A 20,167-nucleotide genomic window follows, 5' to 3' on the forward strand; every position below is an offset into this window, starting at 1 on the left:
GTGTACCGCTTCGTCGGAAGGGACGGACGTCTAGTGGCGTTCAGGAGCGACTTCGGCTAGATGCTCTTATCGCCGACTTCGCCTGTACTGAGGTCGAGGCGTCGCTCGACGCGTTCCACAGCCCATCCGGCACGATCCACGGAGGCTGTTCACCTTTCCCCATGCCCGCACCGACTACCCCGGGCTGGCTGGCCAACCGCATGCTCAGTCATCGGTTTGGGTTTGGTCGTGCCGGGACGGCGTGGGGTCCAGGAACACGTACTGCACCGCCCAGTACCGCGCGCGCAGACGCTCTTCGGCCCTGTCGGCGACCCGCTCGATGTCCGCCGCGGAGTACTCGTCCGCGAAGTTCACTTTCGCGGCGACCAGAATGTTGCTGGGGCCGATCACCACGGCGACGAAGACGGGTATCGCCTGCACTCCGGGCAGCGATTCGAGTTCCCTGCGCAGTGCGTCCCGTAGCCGAGGTGACACCGTCTGCCCGGTGAGCAGGGACAGGTTCGTCCGGGCCAGGATCATCGCCACGACGACGAGTAGAGCGCCGACCGCTATGGATGCGACTCCGTCCCATACGGCGTTCCCGGTCACCTGCCACAGCGCCAGCCCCGCCCCGGCAATCGCGATTCCGATCATCGCAGCGGCGTCCTCGAAGATCACCGCCTTGACTGGGGTGTCCGCTGTCACGCGCAGCAGGGTGAGCAGCGGCAACCGCGTCCTTAGGGCCCTTCTGCGCGCCTGCCACAGGCCACGCAGAAGTGACCCGCCTTCCATCAGAAAGGCCAAGACCAGGATGGCGTACGCGACGAGCGGGCTCCCCGGCTCTGGGGCTTCGCCGTGCAGCAGCGCGCTGACTCCCCTGGTGATCGAGAAACCCGCCCCGGCGCCGAAGGTGGCCAGCGCGGCGAGGAACGCCCACAGGTAGGTCTCCCGTCCGTACCCGAATGGATGGCCGATGTCGGGGCCTCGCCCGCCGCGGCGGGCCGCGATGAGCAGGAAGATCTCGGTGACGGTGTCGGCGACGGAGTGCGCCGCTTCCGCCTGCATGGCGGTTGACCCGCTGATGGCGCCACCGATGGCCTTGGCGAGTGCGACGGCCAGGTTGGTGACCCCAGCCACGATCACCGTCACCGCGCTCTCGGTCCCGGCGTGCTGTCGTTTGACGAACCGGTCGGCGCCGCTCACAAAGAGCAGCCTACGGACGACGGGGATCGGCGGCACAAAGAGGTGATTCGGCGACTGGTCGACGGATCCGGAGGAATTTGGCCTCAACGCTGTCTACAGTCGACTGTCTCTAATAGATAAATGAGCGCTTCGTGTTACAAGATATTGGCGGCGGTCGCCCCTGGCCCGGCGATCGTGGTCACTTGGCGGCCCGGTCGCACCGCCAAGTGACCACGATCGCTCAGGTATTTCGTCTAGGTGCGGGTCCGGCCCAGCCTCGCACGCGCGTCGGCGACGTCCATGCCGTGCAGGCGCAGCAGGTTCTCGCCCAGGATCTTCCGCTTGGCCTGGTCGGTCAGCTGCGGGTACCCGTACCCGTCGCACAGGTCCTGCGGGATCTGGAAGTCCATGAACGCCCGCAGTGCCCACTGTGGATGGAAAATCGGCGCCTCCGAGCCGTACACGATCTTGTCCTCGCCGCACCAGAACAGCAGCTTGCCAAGGATCTCGGCGAACATGCGGGGCGCCCGGACCAAGAAGTTGATCGTCGCGGCCAGCGAGGCGTACAGGTTGGGGTACCGGATGAGCTGCCAGCACGTCTCGTCGAGGAACGGCAGCCCGACGTGGTAGATGATGAAGTTGAGGTCGGGGAAGTTGGCCGCCGCCCCGTCCATGTCCCAGGTCTGGGTGTGCTCGATCGGCTGCGGCCCGAGCGGGACGCCCTTGTGTACGCCGATCAGGTTGACGCCCAGCTCCTGCGCCTTCTCGAAGATGGGGAACGCGACCCGCGGGTCGTCCATGCGCCACGGGTACGGCGAGCCGTAGTCGTACCGTACGTTGTAGAACTTGAACGCCCTGGCGCCGAACTCGCCGACCTGGCGCTCCATCAGGTCCAGCGCCTTGCGGCCCTCGAGGGGGTTGACCGAGCCCCAGAAGACGGTCCGGTCGGGGTCCCGGCTGGCGAGCTCGGCGCAGCTCTCCCAGGGTGACAGGCCGTCGTGGTACAGGTCCGTCAGTGGCAGCGGCATCGCCACCAGCATGTCGGTGTCCGACTCGTCGTAGACCATCTTCCGGATGTCGGAGACCGTCCACTGGCGCAGGAACTCCTCGGGCGGCAGGTGCGGCTCGCCGTCCGGGGTCAGGGTGTTGTGGAACGCGTACAGGTGGTTGGAGAACATCTCGCCCGGCGTACCGAACGCGTTCTTGGACTCGAAGTTGAACACGTGCGCGACGCCGTCGAAGACGAAGACATCATCGATCACGACTGTTCACTCCTTCCCGAGTGAGTGTGCGGCGATGTACCCATCCCGGTCGGGTACCGCCGCAGGGGGAGGCAGGAAGCGAAGGACCCGCACGGCTTTCTCGGACAGCCGGTCGGTGGTCCACGCCTCGTCCCACACGATCTCCACCTCGGCGTGGCTGATCCCGGGCTGGGCGAGGATCCGGTCCTTCACGTCGGTCAGCACCCTGGCAGCGAACGGACACCACCCCGAGGTGAGCAGCAGCTCCACCCGGGCTCGGCCCTGGTCGACGTGGACTGACCGCACCAGCCCCATGTCGATGACCGAGATGCCCTTCTCCTGACAGCAGGGGTCGTACACGTCGGCGAGCGCGTCCCGCGCCCAGGTCGGTACGGACATACGTCGATCGTCGGGTCCGCTTGACGCACGTGGAACCCCGTACTTTTCAAATGCCTGCGGCTGGCCACATGCTGGTATCCATGCGGTCGGAGCCCATCGACTTCGTCCAGAGCGTGTCGCGGGCGCTGCGCGTGCTCGAACAGGTCGCGCAGGCCGAGCGCCCGCTGCCGGTCAAGGTGATCGCGCGCCGGTGCGGACTCAACCTGTCGACCGCGTATCACCTCGTCCGTACCCTGTGTTACGAGGGTTACCTGATCCGCCAGTTCGACGGTACGTACGCGCTCGGATCACGACTGGCCGAGCGCTTCCATGAGCTGGTCGGCTCGTTCCAGCGCCCGCCGTCGGCAGCGGCCGTCCTGCGGCACCTGGCGTCGGTCGGCGGACATACGGCGTACCTCGCCCGCATCGCAGGCGACCGAATGGTGGTCGTGGACGTGGTGGAGGGTCCGCGCTCGCCGTGGCTCGAAGACCTGCAGGTCGGTCTGGAGACCGCCGCGCACGCCACCGCGCTCGGCAAGGCGCTGCTGACCACGCTGCCCAGACGGGCACTGCGCCGGATCCTGTCGGCGCAGGGGATGCGCCGGTTCACCCGCAACACTCTGACGGATGTCGCGGCGGTCGAGGCCGAACTGCGACAGCTTCGCCCCGGGAACGTGGTGATCGAGCGCGGTCAGTTCCGCGACGATGTCGCCTGCGCCAGCGTCGTCACCCCGGCCGACGACCCGGTCGGCTGGTGGGCCGTGGGCGTGTCGACCCGCGGGCTGGACCTGCCCGATCGGCTGCTGACCCACCTGCGGGGCGCCGCCGCCGACCTGTGCCGGCCGATCGGTGATGCGGGCTGCCGGCGACCACCAAGATCTTAGGAAGCTTTGCGGGTTGTCGTGCCTGTCACAGCTCGAGACGTAGTGGACGGCTCGATCAACCTCCATTTGCAGTCCGCAGCCGAGGCTGCGCGCAGCTGCCAATCAACTCAATGAGCAGTCAGCCGTGGCGTGTTGGTGCGCACGGGCGGTACACCAGGGTGGGTCATCACGAGCGGCCAGCGGCGTGGTGGACGATGCCCACCGGGCAGGCGGCGTGGTGCAGCACGGCCTGGCTGACCGAACCCAGCAGCAGGCCGGTGAACCCGCCTCGACCGCGGGAGCCGACGACGGCCAGTTGGGCCCGCTCGGTGGCGTCGATGAGGGCCCGACGGGTGTGGCCGTGGACCAGTTGCCGCCGCACTGGCACGTCGGGGTACTTGTCGCGCCAGCCGGCGAGAGCCTCGGCCAGTACCCGTTCCTCCTCGGCCTCCACCATGCCTGCGTCGTAGACCAGCGGCAGCATGTCGCCCGGCTCGGTCCGTACGGGGTGGGTCCAGGCGTGCAGGGCGGTCAGGACGACGCCCCGCAGCGCCGCCTCCTCGAACGCGAACCCGACGGCGGGCTCGTTGGCCGGTGAACCGTCGACGCCGACCAGGACGTCACCGCCTGCGTCGGTGCGTCCACGGGCGACCAGAACCGGGCATGCGGCGTGCGCGGCCAGCTGGACAGCCACGGATCCAACCAGCAACCCGGTGAAGCCACCGAGCCCGCGGTCGCCGACGACGACCAGTGACGCGGTGCGCGAGTGCTCGATCAGCGTCGGCGCGGGGGCACTGACGATCGCCTCGCCGGTCACGTCCACCGACGGCGCGGTGGCATGGGCCCGCTCGACCGCTTCGCGCACGACCCGCTCCGCGTCGTGGCGCAGCGCGTCGTCGGACAGGCTCACCGGAGCACCGCCGGGTGGGGCGGCGACGTACGGCCACAGGTAGGCGTAGACCACGCGCAACGGGAGGTCACGGAGGGCGGCCTCGCGCGCGGCGAGATCGACCGCCGCCAGGCTGCGGGTGGAGCCGTCAGCGCCGACCACGACCGAGTTCTTCATCGCCTGCCTCCGTTCGGGTGGCGGTGGGCGCGGACGGTACCGACGATCAGCGCTGCAGCCAGGGCGACCATCGCGATGATCAAGACCGCGAGCAGCACGGGCGAACCGTAGAACCAGGAGATCTCCGGGAACATCGCGCCTACACCTCCCTTCTCAGCTCAACCTTCGCCCCCGTCAAGGGGCGTGGTGGCACGGTCGGACGTCCCGACCGGTGCTCCGGTCGGGGTGCGGGCGACCAGAACCGGGCAGTCGGCGTGATGGATCAGCTGCAGCCCGACGGAGCCGAGCAGCAGACCTGCGGCGCGCCCGTGTCCACGGCTGCCGACGACGACCAGTTGCGCCCGTCGCGACTGGTCGGTGAGCGCCGCGGCCGCACTGCCCTGGATGACGGCGTACTCCACCGGCACGTCGGGGTACTTGTCGCGCCACTTGGCGACTTGGCCGACAAGCGCGGATCTGATATCGGCCGCGACCTCGACCGGGTCGCACACGATCGGCGGCGGGCCCATCGTCCGCGCGGGCAGTGGCACGTAGAACGCCCACACCGCCACCAGCGCGCAGCCTCGCCGCGAGGCCTCCTCGAAGGCGACACCGGCGGCGACGTCGGCGGCGGGTGATCCGTCGACGCCGACGACCACCAGGCCGGTGTCGGCCGTGGTGCGTCCCCGGACGACCGTGACCGGGCAGGGCGCCTGCGTGGCGAGCCGTACGCTGACCGAGCCGGCGAGCAGGCTCGCGAAGCCACCCGCGCCACGGCTACCGACGACGACCATGCCAGCCTCGGCTGCCGCCTCCAGGAGTACCGGCACCGGCTCACCCTCCACAGCCACCCCATGCACGCGGGCGTGCGGGGCAGTAGTGCGCGCTTCGGCGACCGCCGCGTCGACCACGGAGGCGGCGAAGTCCCGCACCTGATCGGCCAGCTCGGGGTTGTGAGCCAGCCGCATTCCCAGCACCCGCCAGTGGTAGGCCAGCACCACCTCGAGGTCAACGCCGCGGCGCTGGGCTTCCAGCGCCGCCCATCGCAGGGCATCCAGACTGGGCGCGGAGCCGTCGACGCCTACGACGATCTTTGCGTGATCCATGATGTGCCTCCTCGTCTCCAGCGGCGGTCAGTCGGTCGGCCGCAGGATGGCTAGGTCCCCAGACGGGCTGACGGGCGAAATCGGCAATGTCCCACTCCGACGGAACATTCCGCCGATTCGGGCGCGCGGCACGGTAACCGGTGTTCGAGCTGGGAAGAGGACACCGGCAGGAAGTGCCCGATGTCGCGAGTCCGAACCTCCTCGGCGCGCGGGAAGGTCAACCGATGGCACCGGGGCCAGCGGTGACTGCGGGAGGGGAGCTGTACGGCCATGACCGAGTTCATCGCGCCGCGGGCCGCGAGCCAGGCGGAGGTGGTTACCCGGGCGCTCACCGAGGCCGCAGCCGAGGCCGGCCGGGCACCGTCGATCTTCAACAGTCAGCCGTGGCGCTGGCAGATCGCCGGCGACGTGGCCGAACTGCGCGCCGACCGGCAGCGCCAACTCCCCACGGTCGACCCGGACGGCCGGCTGTTGACCACCAGCTGCGGCGCGGCGTTGCACCACGCGCGGATCGCGCTGGCCGCCGCTGGATTCGCCGCAGAGGTCACCCGCCTACCAGTGGAGACCGACGCGGACCTGCTGGCCCGGATCCGGTTGGTGGGCGAGCAGGCGCCGGAGCGGGCAGTGCTGCATTTGCGGTGGGCGATAGCGCTGCGCCACACCGACCGCCGCCCGTTCATCGACCGGGACGTGCCGCCGGCAGCGTCGCGCCGGCTGTGCGAGGCGGCCGAGGCACAGGGTGCCCACCTGCGGTTTCTCGAACCGGACGAGGTGAGCACGTTGGCGCACGTCACGGCCCGGGCGGGCTATGTCGAGTTCACCGATCCGCAGTACCGGGCCGAGCTGTCGGCCTGGACCGGCCGGCCCGCAGGTACCCGGGACGGGATCGAACCGGCCACGGCAGCCCGCCAGGAACAACCGCGGCCGGTGCCGATGCGAAACCTCGACCCCGGTCGTCGGCCGGACCCGACGACGCACGGTCTCGTCGACCGGCACGCGTCCTACGCCGTCCTGTACACCGACGCGGACACGCCTGCCGACTGGTTGGCCGCGGGGGAGGCGCTGTCGGCGGTGCTGCTGACCGCCACCGACTGCTCGCTCGCGGCGTCGCGGATCAGCGACGTCATCGAGGTAGCGAATACCCGGCGACTGCTGCGAAACCTGTTCGGCGGAGACCGCTACCCGATGATCGCGCTGCGGCTCGGTGTTCCCCACGGAGGCCCGCTTGCGACCTCCGCACGCCGCACGGCTGTAGAGGTGATCGACGTAGCCGACGCTGCGAGGTGAGGTGCCACTCGCGCCAGATTGACGCCATCCGCGCGGGGTAGGCGTTGGTCGGGTCTCGACGCAGCGGGATGCCGCCTAGCTACGGGATGCCGCCTAGCTACGGGATGCCGCCTAGCTAAAGGAAGAGCGATGACGCAGACGCATGAGAGCGACGTAACGACGCTGCGCGCCGCCATCGAGGCCGCGCGCGCCGCTCCGTCGATCCACAACACCCAGCCGTGGCGGTGGCAGCCCAGCCACGACGGCCAGACCCTGCACCTGTACGCCGACCGCAGCCGCCAACTGGAGGTGGAGGATCCGGAGGGCCGGTTGCTCATCGAGAGCTGCGGCACCGCGCTGCACCACGCCCGCCTGGCACTGGCGGCGGCCGGGTGGCGATTCGACGTGCAGCGGCTGCCCGACAACAACCAGCCCGACCTGCTGGCCATGATCACCCTCACCGGGCACGGCGACCCGGACGAGCACGCGCGCGTCCTACTGGACGCGGCATCGCGGCGGCACACCGACCGGCGGCCGGTCACCGACCGGCCGCCGGACCAGCCGGCCCTGGACGCCGTCGTCGCCGCAGTGACAGCGGAGGACACCCGGCTGTACCTCCTGCGCCGCGACCAGGTCGTGGAGATCGCCGCCGCGATGGCGGCCGCCGACATCATCGAGGTCTCCGACGAGGCGCACCGGGCCGAGATCGCGCGCTGGGTCGGCGGCGAACGCCGCGACGCCACCGGAATACCGGCCAACGCCGTGCCCGAGCACGCGCCCCAGACCCAGGTACCGGGCCGCTACTTCGGCTCGCCCGGGACCCTCCCGATCGGGCACGGCCACGACGACGCCGCTGTGTACGGGATCCTGCACGGCGACAACGACGCCCCGCTCGACTGGCTGCGCGCCGGCGAGGCGCTCAGCGCCGGATGGTTGACCGCCACCACGCGGGGGCTGTCTCTGCTGCCGATCAGCGCCGTCGTGGAGGTGCTCCCGGCCAGGCTGGCGCTGCGCCGGCTACTGTCCGGCCTGGGCAACCCGTACCTCGCCGTCCGCCTGGGGTACCCGGACGCGGAGGCGCCGGCACCGCCCGCGACGCCCCGGCTGACCGCCGACGAGGTCACCGAGAGCTGAACACGAACCACCCGACGGCGAGACAGGTCGGCGTCCGACCTGTCCGCCAACAGGCGGAGGACGTCCAGAGAACGTCGCGCCGGCCCGGCTGTCTTCACACCTCGTTGTCCGCAGTGGTGATGAGCGCGGCACCGGAGCGGCGGGGAGCGCCGGGCGCGGGCTGCGTCGGATCGGCTGGGATGCCGATTCGTAGCGCGAGCGTGGGGTGCCCGATGTGGCCGAGAAGGTCGTAGAGGAGGTGCCGGGTGGCGGGGACCTCGACGATGTCGCTCATCGGTGAGGTGGCGAGCCGGTCGGTGGTCGCGGTGAGCAGGACGGCCGAGAGCGCCTCGCCGGCGGTCAGCCAGGAGCGGGCGTCATCGCCGTCGGCGAACAGTACGGCGTAGCGGGCGTGTCGGTCGGCGACGTCGGCGATGCCCGGCCGGTTCGGGGACATGGCCGGCGCCGGCCAGCGCCACGCAGGCGTGGTGCAGCGCCACCCCGCAGCTGAGCGTCAGCATCCGCCTCTCCGGGTCGACGACCGCCAGTTGCTGGTCGCGGTCGGCGCGAAGCTCGGCCATTTCGTCATGGATGCTCCAGTGCCACGGCTGGGTGTTGAAGACGGATGGAGCACGCTGGGCGGTCACCGCGGCCTGCGTCAACGCGCGGGTGGCCGGGCGGCTCCGCGAGGGGGGAGACTGCGGTCAAGCCTTCTCGGTGGACGAGACCACCTGCCGGCGGGCGGATGGCGCGAGCAGGGTGGTGATCTCTTCGGCGATGGCGCGTTCTTCATCGGTCGGTACGACGTAGGCGGTCACCGGGGTGCCGTCCGGCGAGATGACGCGTTCGGGCCGGCCGGCGGCGTTGCGGGCCGGGTCGACGGCGATGCCCATCGGGAGGAGCCCGGATAGCGACTGCGCCCGTACGTCGGCGCTGTTCTCGCCGATGCCGGCGGTGAACACGATCGCGTCGAGGCGGCCGAGTACCGCGTGGTAGGCGCCGACGTACTTGCGGATCCGGTGGCAGTACACGTCGAGGGCGAGTTGCGCGTGCGGGTCGCCGGCGGATACCCGCTGGATGACCGTACGCATGTCGTTGTCGCCGCACAGCCCGCGAAGCCCGCACTCGTGCTGGTACAGCGCGTCGATGTCGTCGACGCTGAGTCCGCCCTGCCGGGCGAGTACGAACGCCACCGCCGGGTCGATGTCCCCGGTGCGGGTACCCATGACGAGGCCCTCCAGTGGGGTGAGTCCCATCGACGTCTCCACGCTCCGGCCGCCTTGGATCGCCGCGGCACTGGCGCCGTTGCCCAGGTGCAGCACGATCATGTTGAGCTCGTCGACGGGCCGGTCGAGCAGTGTCGCGGTGCGCCGGGCGACGTAGGAGAACGAGATGCCGTGGAAGCCGTAGCGGCGGATCCCGTACCGGGCGGCCAGTCCGCGGTCGAAGGCGTAGGTCGCGGCAGCGGCCGGCAGGGTGGCGTGGAACGACGTGTCGAAGACGGCCACGTGCGGCACGTCGGGGCGCAGCCGCCGGGCCAGTTCGATGCCTTCGAGGTTGGCCGGGTTGTGCAACGGCGCGAGCGGGATCAGCGCACGGATCTCGTCGATCACATCGCTGTCGATGACGGTCGGTGTCCGGAAGCGGGCACCGCCGTGCACCACGCGGTGGCCGACGGCCTCGAGGGGGAGCGAGGCCAGCCTGAGATCCCGTGCGATCTGTTCGAGTGCGGCTTCGTGGTCGGCGATCGGGGAGCCGGCCTCGCCGATCCGTTCCACTTTTCCCGATGCCAGCGGCGATGAGCCGTCGAACAGCCGGTACTTCACCGACGACGACCCGCAGTTCAGGACGAAGATCATGACGCGGGCCAGCGCCAGTCGCGGACCTCGGGGAGGTCTTCTCCAGTGCGGCAGATGTACTGGCGGTGTTGAACACGCTTGTCGACCATCTGCTGGCGCAGGGTGGCGGCGCGGCGGGCGAGGTCGGGCACCCGGTCGATGACGTCCATGACCAGGTGGTAGCGGTCGGAGTCGTTGCGGACGAGCATGTCGAACGGCGTGGTGGTGGTGCCCTCCTCCTTGTACCCCCGGACGTGCAGGTTGTCGTGGCCGTGGCGGCGGTAGGTCAGGCGGTGGATGAGCGTCGGGTAGCCGTGGTAGGCGAAGATGACCGGCCGGTCGGTGGTGAAGATGGCGTCGAACTGGGCGTCGGAGATGCCGTGCGGGTGCTCGCTGGGCGGCTGCAGGCGCATGAGGTCGACGACGTTGACTACCCGTACCCGCAGGTCCGGCAGGTGCTGACGGAGCAGGTCGGTGGCGGCCAGCACCTCGCGGGTGGGCACGTCGCCGGCCGCGGCGAGGACCACGTCCGGGTCACCCTGGTCGTTGCTGGCCCAATCCCAGATGCCCAGGCCGCGGGCGCAGTGCAGGGCGGCGGCGTCGACGTCGAGCCAGGTGACTGCCGGCTTCTTGCCGGCGACGATGACGTTGATGTGGTTGCGGCTGCGCAGGCAGTGGTCGGCCACCGACAGCAGGGTATTGGCGTCCGGTGGCAGGTAGACCCGGATGACGTCGGCCTTCTTGTTGGCGACGTGGTCGATGAATCCGGGGTCCTGGTGGGAGAAGCCGTTGTGGTCCTGCTGCCACACGTGTGACGTGAGCAGGTAGGTCAGCGACGGGACGGGCATGCGCCAGGGCAGCTCCCGGCTGACCTTGAGCCACTTGGCGTGCTGGTTGACCATCGAGTCGACGATGTGCACGAACGCCTCGTAGCAGTTGAACAGCCCGTGCCGGCCGGTCAGCAGGTACCCCTCCAGCCAGCCCTGGCAGGTGTTCTCCGACAGGATCTCCATGACCCGCCCGGACGGTCCAAGGTGGACGTCGACGTCGTCGATGCGGGCCCGCCACACCTTGTCGGTCACGTCGAACACCGCGCCGAGCCGGTTCGACTCGGTCTCGTCCGGGCCGATCAGCCGGAAGTTGCGGTACGGGGCGTTGGCCTTGATGACGTCCCGCAGCCAGTTGCCGAGCACCCGGGTCGGCTCGGCCACCGTCTCGCCGGCGGCGGACACCTTGACGCCGTACGCGGTGAAGTCCGGCAGCTCCAGGTCGCGGGTCAGCCGGCCGCCGTTGGCGTGCGGGTTCGCGCCCATCCGCAGATCTCCGCCGGGCAGCCAGTCCACGACCTCGCGCCGCGGCGCGCCCTCCGGGCTGAACAGCTCCTCCGGACGGTACGAGCGCATCCACGCCTCAAGTTGTCGCAGGTGCGCGGCGTCGTCCCGGGCTGCCGGCAGCGGCACCTGGTGGGAGCGCCAGGTGCCCTCGACCGGCTGCCCGTCGACCTCCTTCGGCCCGGTCCACCCCTTGGGTGTACGGAAGACGATCATGGGCCAGCGCGGCCGGCCGGTGTCGCCGCTGGTCCTCGCCCCGTACTGGATGGCCGCGATGGTGTCGAACACCTCGTCGAGGGTCGCCGCGAGCTGCTGGTGCACGGCGGCCGGGTCGTCGCCAGCGACCAGATACGGCTCGTACCCGTAGCCGCGCAGCAGCGCGTCCAGCTCGTCGTCGTCGATGCGTGCCAGGATGGTCGGGTTGGCGATCTTGTACCCGTTGAGGTGCAGGATCGGTAGGACGGCGCCGTCGCCGGCCGGGTCGAGGAACTTGTTGGAGTGCCACGCGGTGGCCAGGGGACCGGTCTCTGCCTCGCCGTCCCCGATCACACAGGCGGCGACCAGCTCCGGGTTGTCGAGCACCGCCCCGTACGCGTGAGCCAGCGAGTAGCCCAGCTCGCCGCCCTCGTGGATCGACCCGGGCGTCTCCGCGGCGACGTGGCTCGGCACGCCGCCGGGGAATGAGAACTGCTTGAACAGCCGCCGCATCCCGCTCTCGTCCTGGCTGACCGACGGGTAGACGTCGCTGTAGCTGCCCTCGAGCCAGGTGTTGGCGACGAGGCCGGGGCCACCGTGTCCGGGACCGGTTATGTAGATCATCTCCTGCCGGCGCGCCGCAATGATCCGATTGAGGTGGGCGTACAGGAAGTTCAGACCCGGCGTGGTGCCCCAGTGCCCCAGCAGCCGCGGCTTCACGTGCTCCGGGCACAGCGGCTCGCGCAGCAGCGGATTGTCCATCAGGTAGATCTGGCCGACCGACAGGTAGTTCGCGGCCCGCCAGTAGGCGTCGATGCGGTCCAACTCGTTCGCCGACAGGGGGGTCGCACTGCTCACTCGCATCCTGCTGCTCTCCTTTTCGGCATCCGCCACGGTCGGCACGGTCGATAGCGGTTGTCATCGGTTGTGATCGGTTGTCATCGGTTGTGATCGGTTGTCATCGGCTGTGATCGGCTGTGATCGGCCGCGAGGCTCCGCTGAACCTGCCCACGATGTACGGGATGAAATCGGATCTGCCCCGCTACTGCTGCTCGCGCTCGTCGAGCCCGCGCTGCTTGCCTTGAAGGGGCGGCTGCGGGCACCCGACCCTGTCGGGCTGAGCTCAGCATGCCGGCGCCACAGCCCTGCGGATGCGGGCGAACGGCCCTGATTGGCCGGGACCGACGGCCCCGGTTCGGCGTCGCGACCGTGGCGGCGACGAAACCGTGGCGGCGACGAAACCGTGTACCGCGTGTTCGCTCTGCCGAGAGCCGAGCGTCTGGGGTTACCGCTTCGCCGGACCGCGCACGGGACTTTCTCCTGCGGCCGCAGGAGATCAGCGATCGAGGAGGCCCACGCTTCGATCTTCGCCCAGTCGCGGAAGCCGGCAGCCGGCGCCCGTACAGCGAGCGCTGGAGATCGCAAGTTCCTCGCGATGCTAGGCTCCCCCGTCATGGTGGGAGCGCTGCTGGTCGACGTCGACACGGCACTGGCCACCCCGGCCGCTGGCAAGTCCGGTTCGGTTGCGCGCCCAAGGAACGACGCGGCACGGCCAAGGCAGCGCCGTTATATCGATGCGGGGCAGCGGCAACCCGCCGGTCAGCTAAGCGTCCCACGGATGGCATGCGCGGGTGCTCGACTGGCGCCCGATGGCGTGGCTCCGTGCGGGCGGAGGGTGCGTTCTTGTCGTTGATTTCCAAAGCAGGTGGGGGTGCGCTGGCCGGGGGTCGCGGGCGACCGATCGGTCGCTGGTACCGGATCGGGGTGGCGCTTGCGCTGGCCTGGTTAGTGCCGGCGGCCGCTCACTGGGCTCATCTCGACTGGTCGCTTCTGCCGATCCTCGTCGGAGGGGCTGTGGCGTTGCAGCACGCCGCGAACAGCCTGATCGATCGATTCGTGCTCGCGGTTGTCCACCTGTTCGCGGCAACCTGCCTGACCGGTCTGGCCATGTCGTTCTGGCCGTGGCTCATGGAGCCCGTGCCGGCCGCTGGGGTGGCCCTGACCGTCGTGACCCTGCTGGCGGCGATGACCGGTCGGCTGCGGCGGCCCGCCCGGGTTCTGATCCGTCCGGTCGAGCGCCTGCTCTCCCTCGTCGTCGCCCTGGTCGCGGCGGTCGCGCTGGTGCCGTACGTGGCCCGCGATCTGGGTGGGCGGATCGGGATGCCGCTGACCGGTGAGGACATCACTCGGCATTTCCTGATGTACGACATGATCGGCCGCGTGCGCGGGTACCTCTTCCTGCACCCCGAAGCGCTGCGGCCGTACGTGCCGGACGGCCAGCTCACCGGCACCGCCAACTACCCGCAGGGCATCCACCTCACGTACGCGGTGGTGGCGAAGTTCATCCCCGGCGCGGATGCCGATCCGATCGCTTCATTGAACATCCTGACGTGGTTGCTCGTCACCACGTACATCCTGTTCGGCGCGGCGGTGCTGTGGTCGGCCCGCCGGATCGCCGGTCCGGCGGCCCGGTCCGCCCAACTGCTCCCGGTGCTGCTGGTGGTGGCGGCGTGGCTCAGTTTCGGCGATCCGATCACGGTGTTGGCGCGGGGGTACCCGAATCAGCTCGCCGGTCTGGCCGCCGCCGCCGTGCTCACCGCTTTGGCGGCCCGTCCGCTGGCGAGCCGGGGCGACCAGTTCGCGACCGTCGTGGCGCTCGTGGTCGCGGTCGCCTACAGCTACCCCCTGTATCTGCCGTATGCCGTCGTGGCCGCTGGTTACTGGGCCTGGCGGGAGCGGCTGTGGCGCTATTGGTGGTCCTGGGTCGGTGTGCTCGTGTTCGCCCCGCTCGCCGCGCTGAGCCTGCTCGCTGCCGTCGCCGCGTCCGGCGATCGGCAGCTTCTGCTGCCCGGCCTGGCTCACGCCGTGGACCGTCCGGCCACGGTCGTCCTGCTCGCCCTCGCCGTCGCCGGTCTCGTGGTGCGGGGCGGTCTCCGCTCGCCCGCGCGCCGCAGCGCACTATTCGCCGTGGGAGGCATGACGCTCATCGTCGGCGCGGTCGCGGCATACCAGATCGCGATGGTCGGGCGGACGGTGTACTACTTCGACAAGCTTCTGCATCTGCTGATCGTGGTCTGCCTCGTCGCCCTCGGCGCGTCGGCGCGGCTGATGCCGCGGGAGGCCCCGGCCGCCGACCGGCGGCAGCGTCGCCGCGCGCTGGTCCGTGGGGTAGCCCTGGCCATGCCGCTGGTGCTGGCGATGGCGCTGCTCGGCGGAGCGTGGCACACCAGCGCACCCAGCCGTGGTCTGCAACTGCTGACCGGTCGGGACAAGGGTTCTCCGGCCGGTGCGCGCGACGCGATCCTGATGACCCGGATGTACCGCGACGGCGGTGGGGCGATCAATGTGAGCCTGATGGCTGGGCCCTGGCGTAACTGGTACGCCACCCAGCTCGCCTCGACCTTGCAGGGTAGGTACCGCTACGTGCAGGGGTGGGCGGCGCTCCTGTACCCACTGGGGCGGCCGCCGACGCTGGCCGACCTCGACGGGCTGGTCGCGTCCAGCCCCGTCCCGGTGCGTTTCTTCCTCTACAACGAAGCCGCGAGCATGCTCGTCGTCGACTCGGACCATCCCAACCGCCCCAGGCTGGCGCCGGGAGCGGCGCTGCCCGTGGCGTTCGGGGATCCGGCCGCGCCGACGAACGCCGAAGCCGCCCGGCTGCTCGCGGCGAGATACCCGGGCAAGGTCGAGATCGTTTACGCCACCCCGCCCAATCAGTGATCGACCCGGCGTCGCTCGTCCGGTCGCGAAGGATCGCGTACGCCATCCTTTTGGGTTGCCGGGCCGGCCTTCTGGCGTACTCTTCCTGGCCGAACGGCCGATGCAGTATTCTTGAATGATTCCAGAAACCAGGTCAGACTTCAGAGCGTGCCAACGACGTCGGAATTCGAGCGCATCTTGCGTGGGGCTGCGCTGCGGGTAACGCGTCCCCGGGTAGCGGTGCTGTCCGCGGTGCACGCGTATCCGCACGCCGACACGGAATCGATCATCGGTGTCGTGCGTGCGGATCTCGGTGAGGTGTCCCACCAAGCCGTCTACGACGTGCTGCGCGCGCTGACGACCGCGGGTCTGGTACGGCGCATCCAGCCATCCGACTCCGTGGCTCGCTACGAGGCACGGGTCGGGGACAACCACCACCACGTCGTGTGCCGGTCATGCGGTCTCATCGCCGACGTCGACTGTGCGGTCGGCGAGACGCCCTGCCTGACCGCGTCCGACGACAGCGGCTTCTCGATCGACGAGGCCGAGGTCATCTACTGGGGCCTGTGTTCCGGTTGTTCCACCGCAAGCAACTCCTGATTCTTTTTGGTCCGCCAAGTCACGGAAGGAACCCGATGTCAGAGAACCACGATGCCGTCGTTCATGACGCCGAGGCGGGGAGCGAGTCCCGCTGCCCGGTCGCACACGGACGCGCCCCCCACCCCACCCAGGGCGGTGGCAACCGCGGCTGGTGGCCCAACAGCATCAACCTGCAGATCCTCGCCAAGAACCCCGTCGAGAGGAACCCCCTCGGTGAGGAGTTCAACTACACCGAGGCGTTCAAGGCCCTCGACCTCGCCGCCGTCAAGCAGGACATCGCGGAGCTCCTGACGACCTCGCAGGACTGGTGGCCGGCCGACTTCGGCAACTACGGCCCGTTCATGATCCGGATGGCGTGGCACAGCTCGGGCACGTACCGCATCCACGACGGCCGTGGCGGCGCCGGCGCCGGCATGCAGCGCTTCGCGCCGCTCAACAGCTGGCCCGACAACGGCAACCTCGACAAGGCCCGCCGCCTGCTGTGGCCGGTCAAGAAGAAGTACGGCCAGAGCATCTCGTGGGCCGACCTCATGATCCTCGCCGGCAACGTCGCCCTGGAGTCGATGGGCTTCAAGACCTTCGGGTACGCCGGTGGCCGGCCGGACGTCTGGGAGCCCGAGGAGGACGTCTACTGGGGTCCCGAGACCACCTGGCTCGGGGACGCGCGCTACACCGGCGACCGCGAGCTCGAGAACCCGCTCGCCGCGGTGCAGATGGGCCTCATCTACGTCAACCCGGAGGGCCCGAACGGCAACCCGGACCCGCTCGCCTCGGCCCGGGACATCCGCGAGACGTTCTACCGGATGGGGATGAACGACGAGGAGACGGTCGCGCTGATCGCCGGCGGCCACACCTTCGGCAAGACCCATGGCGCGGGCCCCGCCGACCACGTCGGCCCCGAGCCGGAGGGCGCCCCGATCGAGGAGCAGGGGCTGGGCTGGAAGAACAGCTTCGGCACCGGCAAGGGTGGGGACACGATCACCAGCGGTCTGGAGGTCACCTGGACCACCACGCCGACCCGGTGGAGCAACAACTTCTTCGAGAACCTCTTCGGGTACGAGTGGGAGCTGACCAAGAGCCCGGCCGGCGCCCACCAGTGGAAGCCGAAGGGTGACGCGGGCGCCGGTACCGTTCCCGACGCGCACGACCCGTCGAAGAGCCACGCCCCGATGATGCTGACGTCGGACGTCGCGCTGCGGGTCGACCCGATCTACGAGCGGATCTCGCGCCGCTTCCTCGAGAACCCGGACGAGTTCGCGGACGTCTTCGCTCGGGCGTGGTTCAAGTTGACCCACCGCGACATGGGGCCGATCGAGCGCTACCTCGGCCCGGAGGTCCCGGCCGAGACGCTCGTCTGGCAGGACCCGGTCCCGGCCGTGGACCACGAGCTCATCGACGCTGCGGACGTCGCCACCCTCAAGGCGCAGATCCTGGCCTCGGGCCTGTCGGTGTCCGAGCTGGTCTCCACCGCGTGGGCGTCGGCGTCGACGTTCCGCGGCGGCGACAAGCGCGGCGGCGCCAACGGCGCCCGCATCCGCCTCGAGCCGCAGAACAACTGGGAGGTCAACGACCCCGACCAGCTGGCACGGGTGCTGCGCACCCTGGAGGGGATCCAGGAGGCGTTCAACGCCGCCCAGACCGGGGGCAAGAAGGTCTCCATCGCCGACCTGATCGTGCTCGCCGGGTCCGCGGCCGTCGAGCAGGCCGCCAAGAGTGCCGGCGTCGACGTCGAGGTGCCCTTCACGCCGGGCCGTACGGACGCGTCGCAGGAGCAGACCGACGTGGAGTCGTTCGCCGCGATGGAGCCGACCGTGGACGGCTTCCGCAACTACCTCGGCAAGGGCCACCGTATTCCGGCTGAGTTCCTCCTGGTCGACAAGGCGAACCTGCTGACCCTGACCGCGCCCGAGATGACGGTCCTCGTCGGCGGTCTCCGTGTGCTGGGTGCGAACTACAAGCAGTCGCCGCTGGGTGTCTTGACCAAGACCCCCGGGTCGCTGACCAACGACTTCTTCGTCAACCTGCTCGATCTGGGCACGACGTGGAAGGCGACCTCCGAGGACGCGAACACCTTCGAGGGTCGTGACTTCGCCACGGGCGAGGTCAAGTGGACCGGCAGCCGAGCAGACCTGGTCTTCGGTTCGAACTCGGAACTGCGTGCGCTCGCCGAGGTCTACGCGAGCGACGACGCCCGCGCGAAGTTCGTCAATGACTTCGTCGCGGCGTGGGCCAAGGTGATGAACCTCGGTCGGTACGACCTCGTCTAAATCCTGATGTCCAGGTCGGCCGCCGGCGGCCGACCTGGACATCCAGGTAAAGCAGCAGCTCGGAGGGCTGGTCCGAAGGTTCGGACCAGCCCTCACCCGTTGTTATGGGCCGATCGCCGCTGACCTCGGGGCCAGCTCGGCTGGGCATGGCGATCGCGGAGCAGAAGAGTGGCTTTGCCGGACAGGTTGTTGTCAGATGCAGCTACGATGCCGCCGTGATCGACGAGTCAGTGTCGCCGCTCGATGGCTCCGACGCTGAGGACGACGCGGGTGCGCCGCGGTCGTTCGTGGTCTGCGGCGACAATGCGTTGGCGTTGCGACTGGTCGAGGAGTTGGTCGACCGTTACGGCGCCGACGGCACGGCAGGTCGTCGAAACTCTGTTGACGCTGGTCAGCGTTGCGGTGATTCCACTGCTGACGGCTGCGGTGGTCGAGGCCGGTGTCGACGCGCGACTGGCGCTCGCCGCCGGCTCGCAGTCGTGCGCGCGCGGCAGCGACCACGATCGATGCACAGCGGCACGGTTTAACCAGGTGCGGACGGGTAGACGTATGCCGCTCGTTCTTCGGGACCTACGTCCTGACCTCGGCGAAGGGAGAACCGTGAAGCGAATGGCAGGTGAGCCCGGGCGCTGGCCGGCGATGCCGCGGCCGCGCTGGGGAGGGCTGGTCGACACCTCACCCACGCAGTCATGCGACATCAGGACACATGGGGATCCGTCCACGCCCCCTGTCCGTGGACGGGAGAACGGCGAGGTGATAACGGCTGAGGGCATCACGGGGGATCCGAACGCTCCGGTAGTACGTCGGCGTGACGTGCTGGGGATGCCCGCTGTCCTGGCGGGAGGCTTGGTCCTGCCGATCGGCCGACCGGCGGAGCCGACGCGGACGGGAACGTCCACACCGGCCCGGCTTTCGCCCACCCAAGCCAAGGCGCCGGTCACGCCGCCGGAGGACCTCATGCTTGAGCACGGGGTTCTCAAGCGCGTGCTGCTGGTCTATCGGGAGGCGATCCGGCGTATCGACAGTGGCGGGCAAACACCGACCGAGGCGGTGCACGCTGGGGCGGGCATCATCCGCGACTTCATCGAGAACTACCACGAGCATCTGGAGGAGCGCTACGTCTTTCCCCGGCTGTTCAGGGCCCACCAGCTCACCGGCACCGTCATCGCCCTGCTCGAGCAGCACCAACGCGGACGGGTGCTCACCGGCCGCATCCTGGACGCCACCGGCGCTTCGAAGACGCTCGACACACGGTCGCGCCATGACCTGGTCACGAACCTCGCCGCGTTCATCCGCATGTACGAGCCACACGAGGCCCAGGAGGACACGGTCATCTTCCCTGCCTTCCGTGACGTCGTCCCGGCCAAGGAGTTTCTCCAGCTGGGCGAGGTCTTTCAGGATGAGGGACACCGCCGCTTCGGTACGTCCGGCTTCGCCGGCATCGTCAACCAGGTCGCCGAGATCGAGAAGACGCTCGGGATCCACGACCTGGCCCAGTTCACACCGCAGGTATAGGCCGCCCCGGAGGCAGGCTGCGCCTTTGCCGCCGCCTCCGGTGGACGACGGTGGAGCCGGGACGCGGCGACTCCTTCCAGGAGCGGCCCACCGGCGTTGACGCGCATAACCTCAAGGCCCCTTCAGTACTGGTACTGATTGGTCCCTCGCCGTATTCGGGTACCGTCGGCGGTCGCGTCGCCGAACCTGGCTGTTCCGAGTCTGTCCGGAGACGACGACGGACCCAATGCGCAGCAGGCTCTGAGCCGGGCTCAGGTGCTCCCCAGGGAATCACGGGCTGGCCGGTTGCGGGAATGCGGGCTCCGGGGCCGGTGTTGGGCTCTCTTGTGTCGCCCGCGTCGTGGCTTGGCCGCGTAGTTGGGTTGCTGGTCTCGGGAATGCTTCCGGAGGGGTTGGCGTTGACACAGAGGTCGTCTTGCCATGTCGGTATTGCCGGTGTGGCGGGCCCGTCGACCTGGGGAATGTTCCAGGGGCGGTGTCGCTGTAGAGACGCTCCGGTCGCCTTCGAGGCTGTCCTCGGGTGGCTGGTAGCGCTGGTCGCGGGAATGA

General features: G+C 69.6%; 17 protein-coding genes. 8 read left to right on the forward strand and 9 right to left on the reverse strand.

What is annotated here, in order from left to right; genetic code table 11:
• Nucleotides 1-204: 204 nt before the first annotated feature.
• The 3 genes from HC028_RS23495 to HC028_RS23505 form a co-directional block, all read right to left on the reverse strand.
• Complete coding sequence (locus HC028_RS23495) at nucleotides 205-1,182, reverse strand: cation diffusion facilitator family transporter (protein WP_239075567.1); 978 nt, start codon at nucleotides 1,180-1,182, stop codon at nucleotides 205-207.
• A gap of 233 nt (nucleotides 1,183-1,415) precedes the next feature.
• Nucleotides 1,416-2,423 (reverse strand): amidohydrolase family protein, encoded by a 1,008-nt coding sequence (locus tag HC028_RS23500; protein ID WP_168079572.1) that lies wholly within the window; start codon nucleotides 2,421-2,423, stop codon nucleotides 1,416-1,418.
• Between the two features lie 6 nt (nucleotides 2,424-2,429).
• Nucleotides 2,430-2,801: a metal-sulfur cluster assembly factor gene (locus tag HC028_RS23505; RefSeq protein WP_168079573.1), complete on the reverse strand. Its 372-nt coding sequence runs from the start codon at nucleotides 2,799-2,801 to the stop codon at nucleotides 2,430-2,432.
• 80 nt (nucleotides 2,802-2,881) lie between these two features.
• Here HC028_RS23505 and HC028_RS23510 point away from each other — a divergent pair, with 80 nt between their 5' ends.
• Entirely contained in the window at nucleotides 2,882-3,664 is a 783-nt protein-coding gene (locus tag HC028_RS23510; protein WP_168079574.1) for an IclR family transcriptional regulator, read from the forward strand.
• A gap of 166 nt (nucleotides 3,665-3,830) precedes the next feature.
• On the opposite strand, the gene HC028_RS23515 is transcribed toward HC028_RS23510, so the two are convergent.
• The 3 genes from HC028_RS23515 to HC028_RS23525 are packed head-to-tail and all read right to left on the reverse strand — an operon-like array spanning nucleotide 3,831 to nucleotide 5,794.
• Entirely contained in the window at nucleotides 3,831-4,709 is an 879-nt protein-coding gene (locus HC028_RS23515; protein WP_168079575.1) for a universal stress protein, read from the reverse strand.
• Nucleotides 4,706-4,843 (reverse strand): hypothetical protein, encoded by a 138-nt coding sequence (locus tag HC028_RS23520; protein ID WP_168079576.1) that lies wholly within the window; start codon nucleotides 4,841-4,843, stop codon nucleotides 4,706-4,708. The genes HC028_RS23515 and HC028_RS23520 overlap by 4 nt, the downstream gene beginning before the upstream one ends.
• Before the next feature lie 24 nt (nucleotides 4,844-4,867).
• Nucleotides 4,868-5,794 (reverse strand): universal stress protein, encoded by a 927-nt coding sequence (locus HC028_RS23525; protein ID WP_203981412.1) that lies wholly within the window; start codon nucleotides 5,792-5,794, stop codon nucleotides 4,868-4,870.
• 270 nt (nucleotides 5,795-6,064) lie between these two features.
• On the opposite strand from HC028_RS23525, the gene HC028_RS23530 reads away from it, so the two are divergent.
• Nucleotides 6,065-7,081: an Acg family FMN-binding oxidoreductase gene (locus HC028_RS23530; RefSeq protein WP_168079577.1), complete on the forward strand. Its 1,017-nt coding sequence runs from the start codon at nucleotides 6,065-6,067 to the stop codon at nucleotides 7,079-7,081.
• A gap of 129 nt (nucleotides 7,082-7,210) precedes the next feature.
• Nucleotides 7,211-8,194, forward strand: a complete 984-nt coding sequence (locus tag HC028_RS23535; RefSeq protein ID WP_239075566.1) for an Acg family FMN-binding oxidoreductase — start codon at nucleotides 7,211-7,213, stop codon at nucleotides 8,192-8,194.
• A gap of 94 nt (nucleotides 8,195-8,288) precedes the next feature.
• Here the strand turns inward: HC028_RS23535 and HC028_RS23540 are convergent, their stop codons facing one another.
• The 3 genes from HC028_RS23540 to HC028_RS23550 form a co-directional block, all read right to left on the reverse strand.
• Nucleotides 8,289-8,630 (reverse strand): hypothetical protein, encoded by a 342-nt coding sequence (locus tag HC028_RS23540; RefSeq protein WP_168079578.1) that lies wholly within the window; start codon nucleotides 8,628-8,630, stop codon nucleotides 8,289-8,291.
• Between the two features lie 247 nt (nucleotides 8,631-8,877).
• Nucleotides 8,878-10,044 (reverse strand): acetate/propionate family kinase, encoded by a 1,167-nt coding sequence (locus tag HC028_RS23545; RefSeq protein WP_168079593.1) that lies wholly within the window; start codon nucleotides 10,042-10,044, stop codon nucleotides 8,878-8,880.
• Nucleotides 10,029-12,401, reverse strand: coding sequence for a phosphoketolase family protein (locus tag HC028_RS23550; RefSeq protein ID WP_168079579.1), 2,373 nt, complete (start codon nucleotides 12,399-12,401; stop codon nucleotides 10,029-10,031). Before HC028_RS23550 ends, HC028_RS23545 begins: the two co-directional genes overlap by 16 nt.
• 990 nt (nucleotides 12,402-13,391) lie before the next feature.
• Here HC028_RS23550 and HC028_RS23555 point away from each other — a divergent pair.
• The 5 genes from HC028_RS23555 (at nucleotide 13,392) to HC028_RS23575 (ending at nucleotide 19,618) form a co-directional block, all read left to right on the forward strand.
• Nucleotides 13,392-15,257: a hypothetical protein gene (locus HC028_RS23555; protein ID WP_168079580.1), complete on the forward strand. Its 1,866-nt coding sequence runs from the start codon at nucleotides 13,392-13,394 to the stop codon at nucleotides 15,255-15,257.
• A gap of 147 nt (nucleotides 15,258-15,404) precedes the next feature.
• Nucleotides 15,405-15,836 (forward strand): Fur family transcriptional regulator, encoded by a 432-nt coding sequence (locus HC028_RS23560; RefSeq protein ID WP_168079581.1) that lies wholly within the window; start codon nucleotides 15,405-15,407, stop codon nucleotides 15,834-15,836.
• A 35-nt stretch (nucleotides 15,837-15,871) separates the two neighbouring features.
• Nucleotides 15,872-18,103, forward strand: coding sequence for a catalase/peroxidase HPI (katG, locus tag HC028_RS23565; protein WP_168079582.1), 2,232 nt, complete (start codon nucleotides 15,872-15,874; stop codon nucleotides 18,101-18,103).
• Between the two features lie 146 nt (nucleotides 18,104-18,249).
• Entirely contained in the window at nucleotides 18,250-18,630 is a 381-nt protein-coding gene (locus HC028_RS23570) for a hypothetical protein (protein ID WP_168079523.1), read from the forward strand.
• A 295-nt stretch (nucleotides 18,631-18,925) separates the two neighbouring features.
• Entirely contained in the window at nucleotides 18,926-19,618 is a 693-nt protein-coding gene (locus HC028_RS23575) for a hemerythrin domain-containing protein (protein WP_203981411.1), read from the forward strand.
• Nucleotides 19,619-20,167 lie beyond the last annotated feature (549 nt).

It is taken from the genome of Planosporangium flavigriseum (genome assembly GCF_011947225.1).
GTDB lineage: Bacteria > Actinomycetota > Actinomycetes > Mycobacteriales > Micromonosporaceae > Planosporangium > Planosporangium flavigriseum.

Bases quoted from the DNA above. Each gene is read 5' to 3' on its own strand.
- HC028_RS23540 (WP_168079578.1), bottom strand. From the start codon at position 8,630: ATGTCCCCGAACCGGCCGGGCATCGCCGACGTCGCCGACCGACACGCC.
- HC028_RS23535 (WP_239075566.1), top strand. From the start codon at position 7,211: ATGACGCAGACGCATGAGAGCGACGTAACGACGCTGCGCGCCGCCATC.
- HC028_RS23530 (WP_168079577.1), top strand. From the start codon at position 6,065: ATGACCGAGTTCATCGCGCCGCGGGCCGCGAGCCAGGCGGAGGTGGTT.
- HC028_RS23515 (WP_168079575.1), bottom strand. From the start codon at position 4,709: ATGAAGAACTCGGTCGTGGTCGGCGCTGACGGCTCCACCCGCAGCCTG.
- HC028_RS23525 (WP_203981412.1), bottom strand. From the start codon at position 5,794: ATGGATCACGCAAAGATCGTCGTAGGCGTCGACGGCTCCGCGCCCAGT.
- HC028_RS23570 (WP_168079523.1), top strand. From the start codon at position 18,250: ATGGCGATCGCGGAGCAGAAGAGTGGCTTTGCCGGACAGGTTGTTGTC.
- HC028_RS23505 (WP_168079573.1), bottom strand. From the start codon at position 2,801: ATGTCCGTACCGACCTGGGCGCGGGACGCGCTCGCCGACGTGTACGAC.
- HC028_RS23575 (WP_203981411.1), top strand. From the start codon at position 18,926: ATGCCCGCTGTCCTGGCGGGAGGCTTGGTCCTGCCGATCGGCCGACCG.
- HC028_RS23550 (WP_168079579.1), bottom strand. From the start codon at position 12,401: ATGCGAGTGAGCAGTGCGACCCCCCTGTCGGCGAACGAGTTGGACCGC.
- HC028_RS23520 (WP_168079576.1), bottom strand. From the start codon at position 4,843: ATGTTCCCGGAGATCTCCTGGTTCTACGGTTCGCCCGTGCTGCTCGCG.
- katG (WP_168079582.1), top strand. From the start codon at position 15,872: ATGTCAGAGAACCACGATGCCGTCGTTCATGACGCCGAGGCGGGGAGC.
- HC028_RS23510 (WP_168079574.1), top strand. From the start codon at position 2,882: ATGCGGTCGGAGCCCATCGACTTCGTCCAGAGCGTGTCGCGGGCGCTG.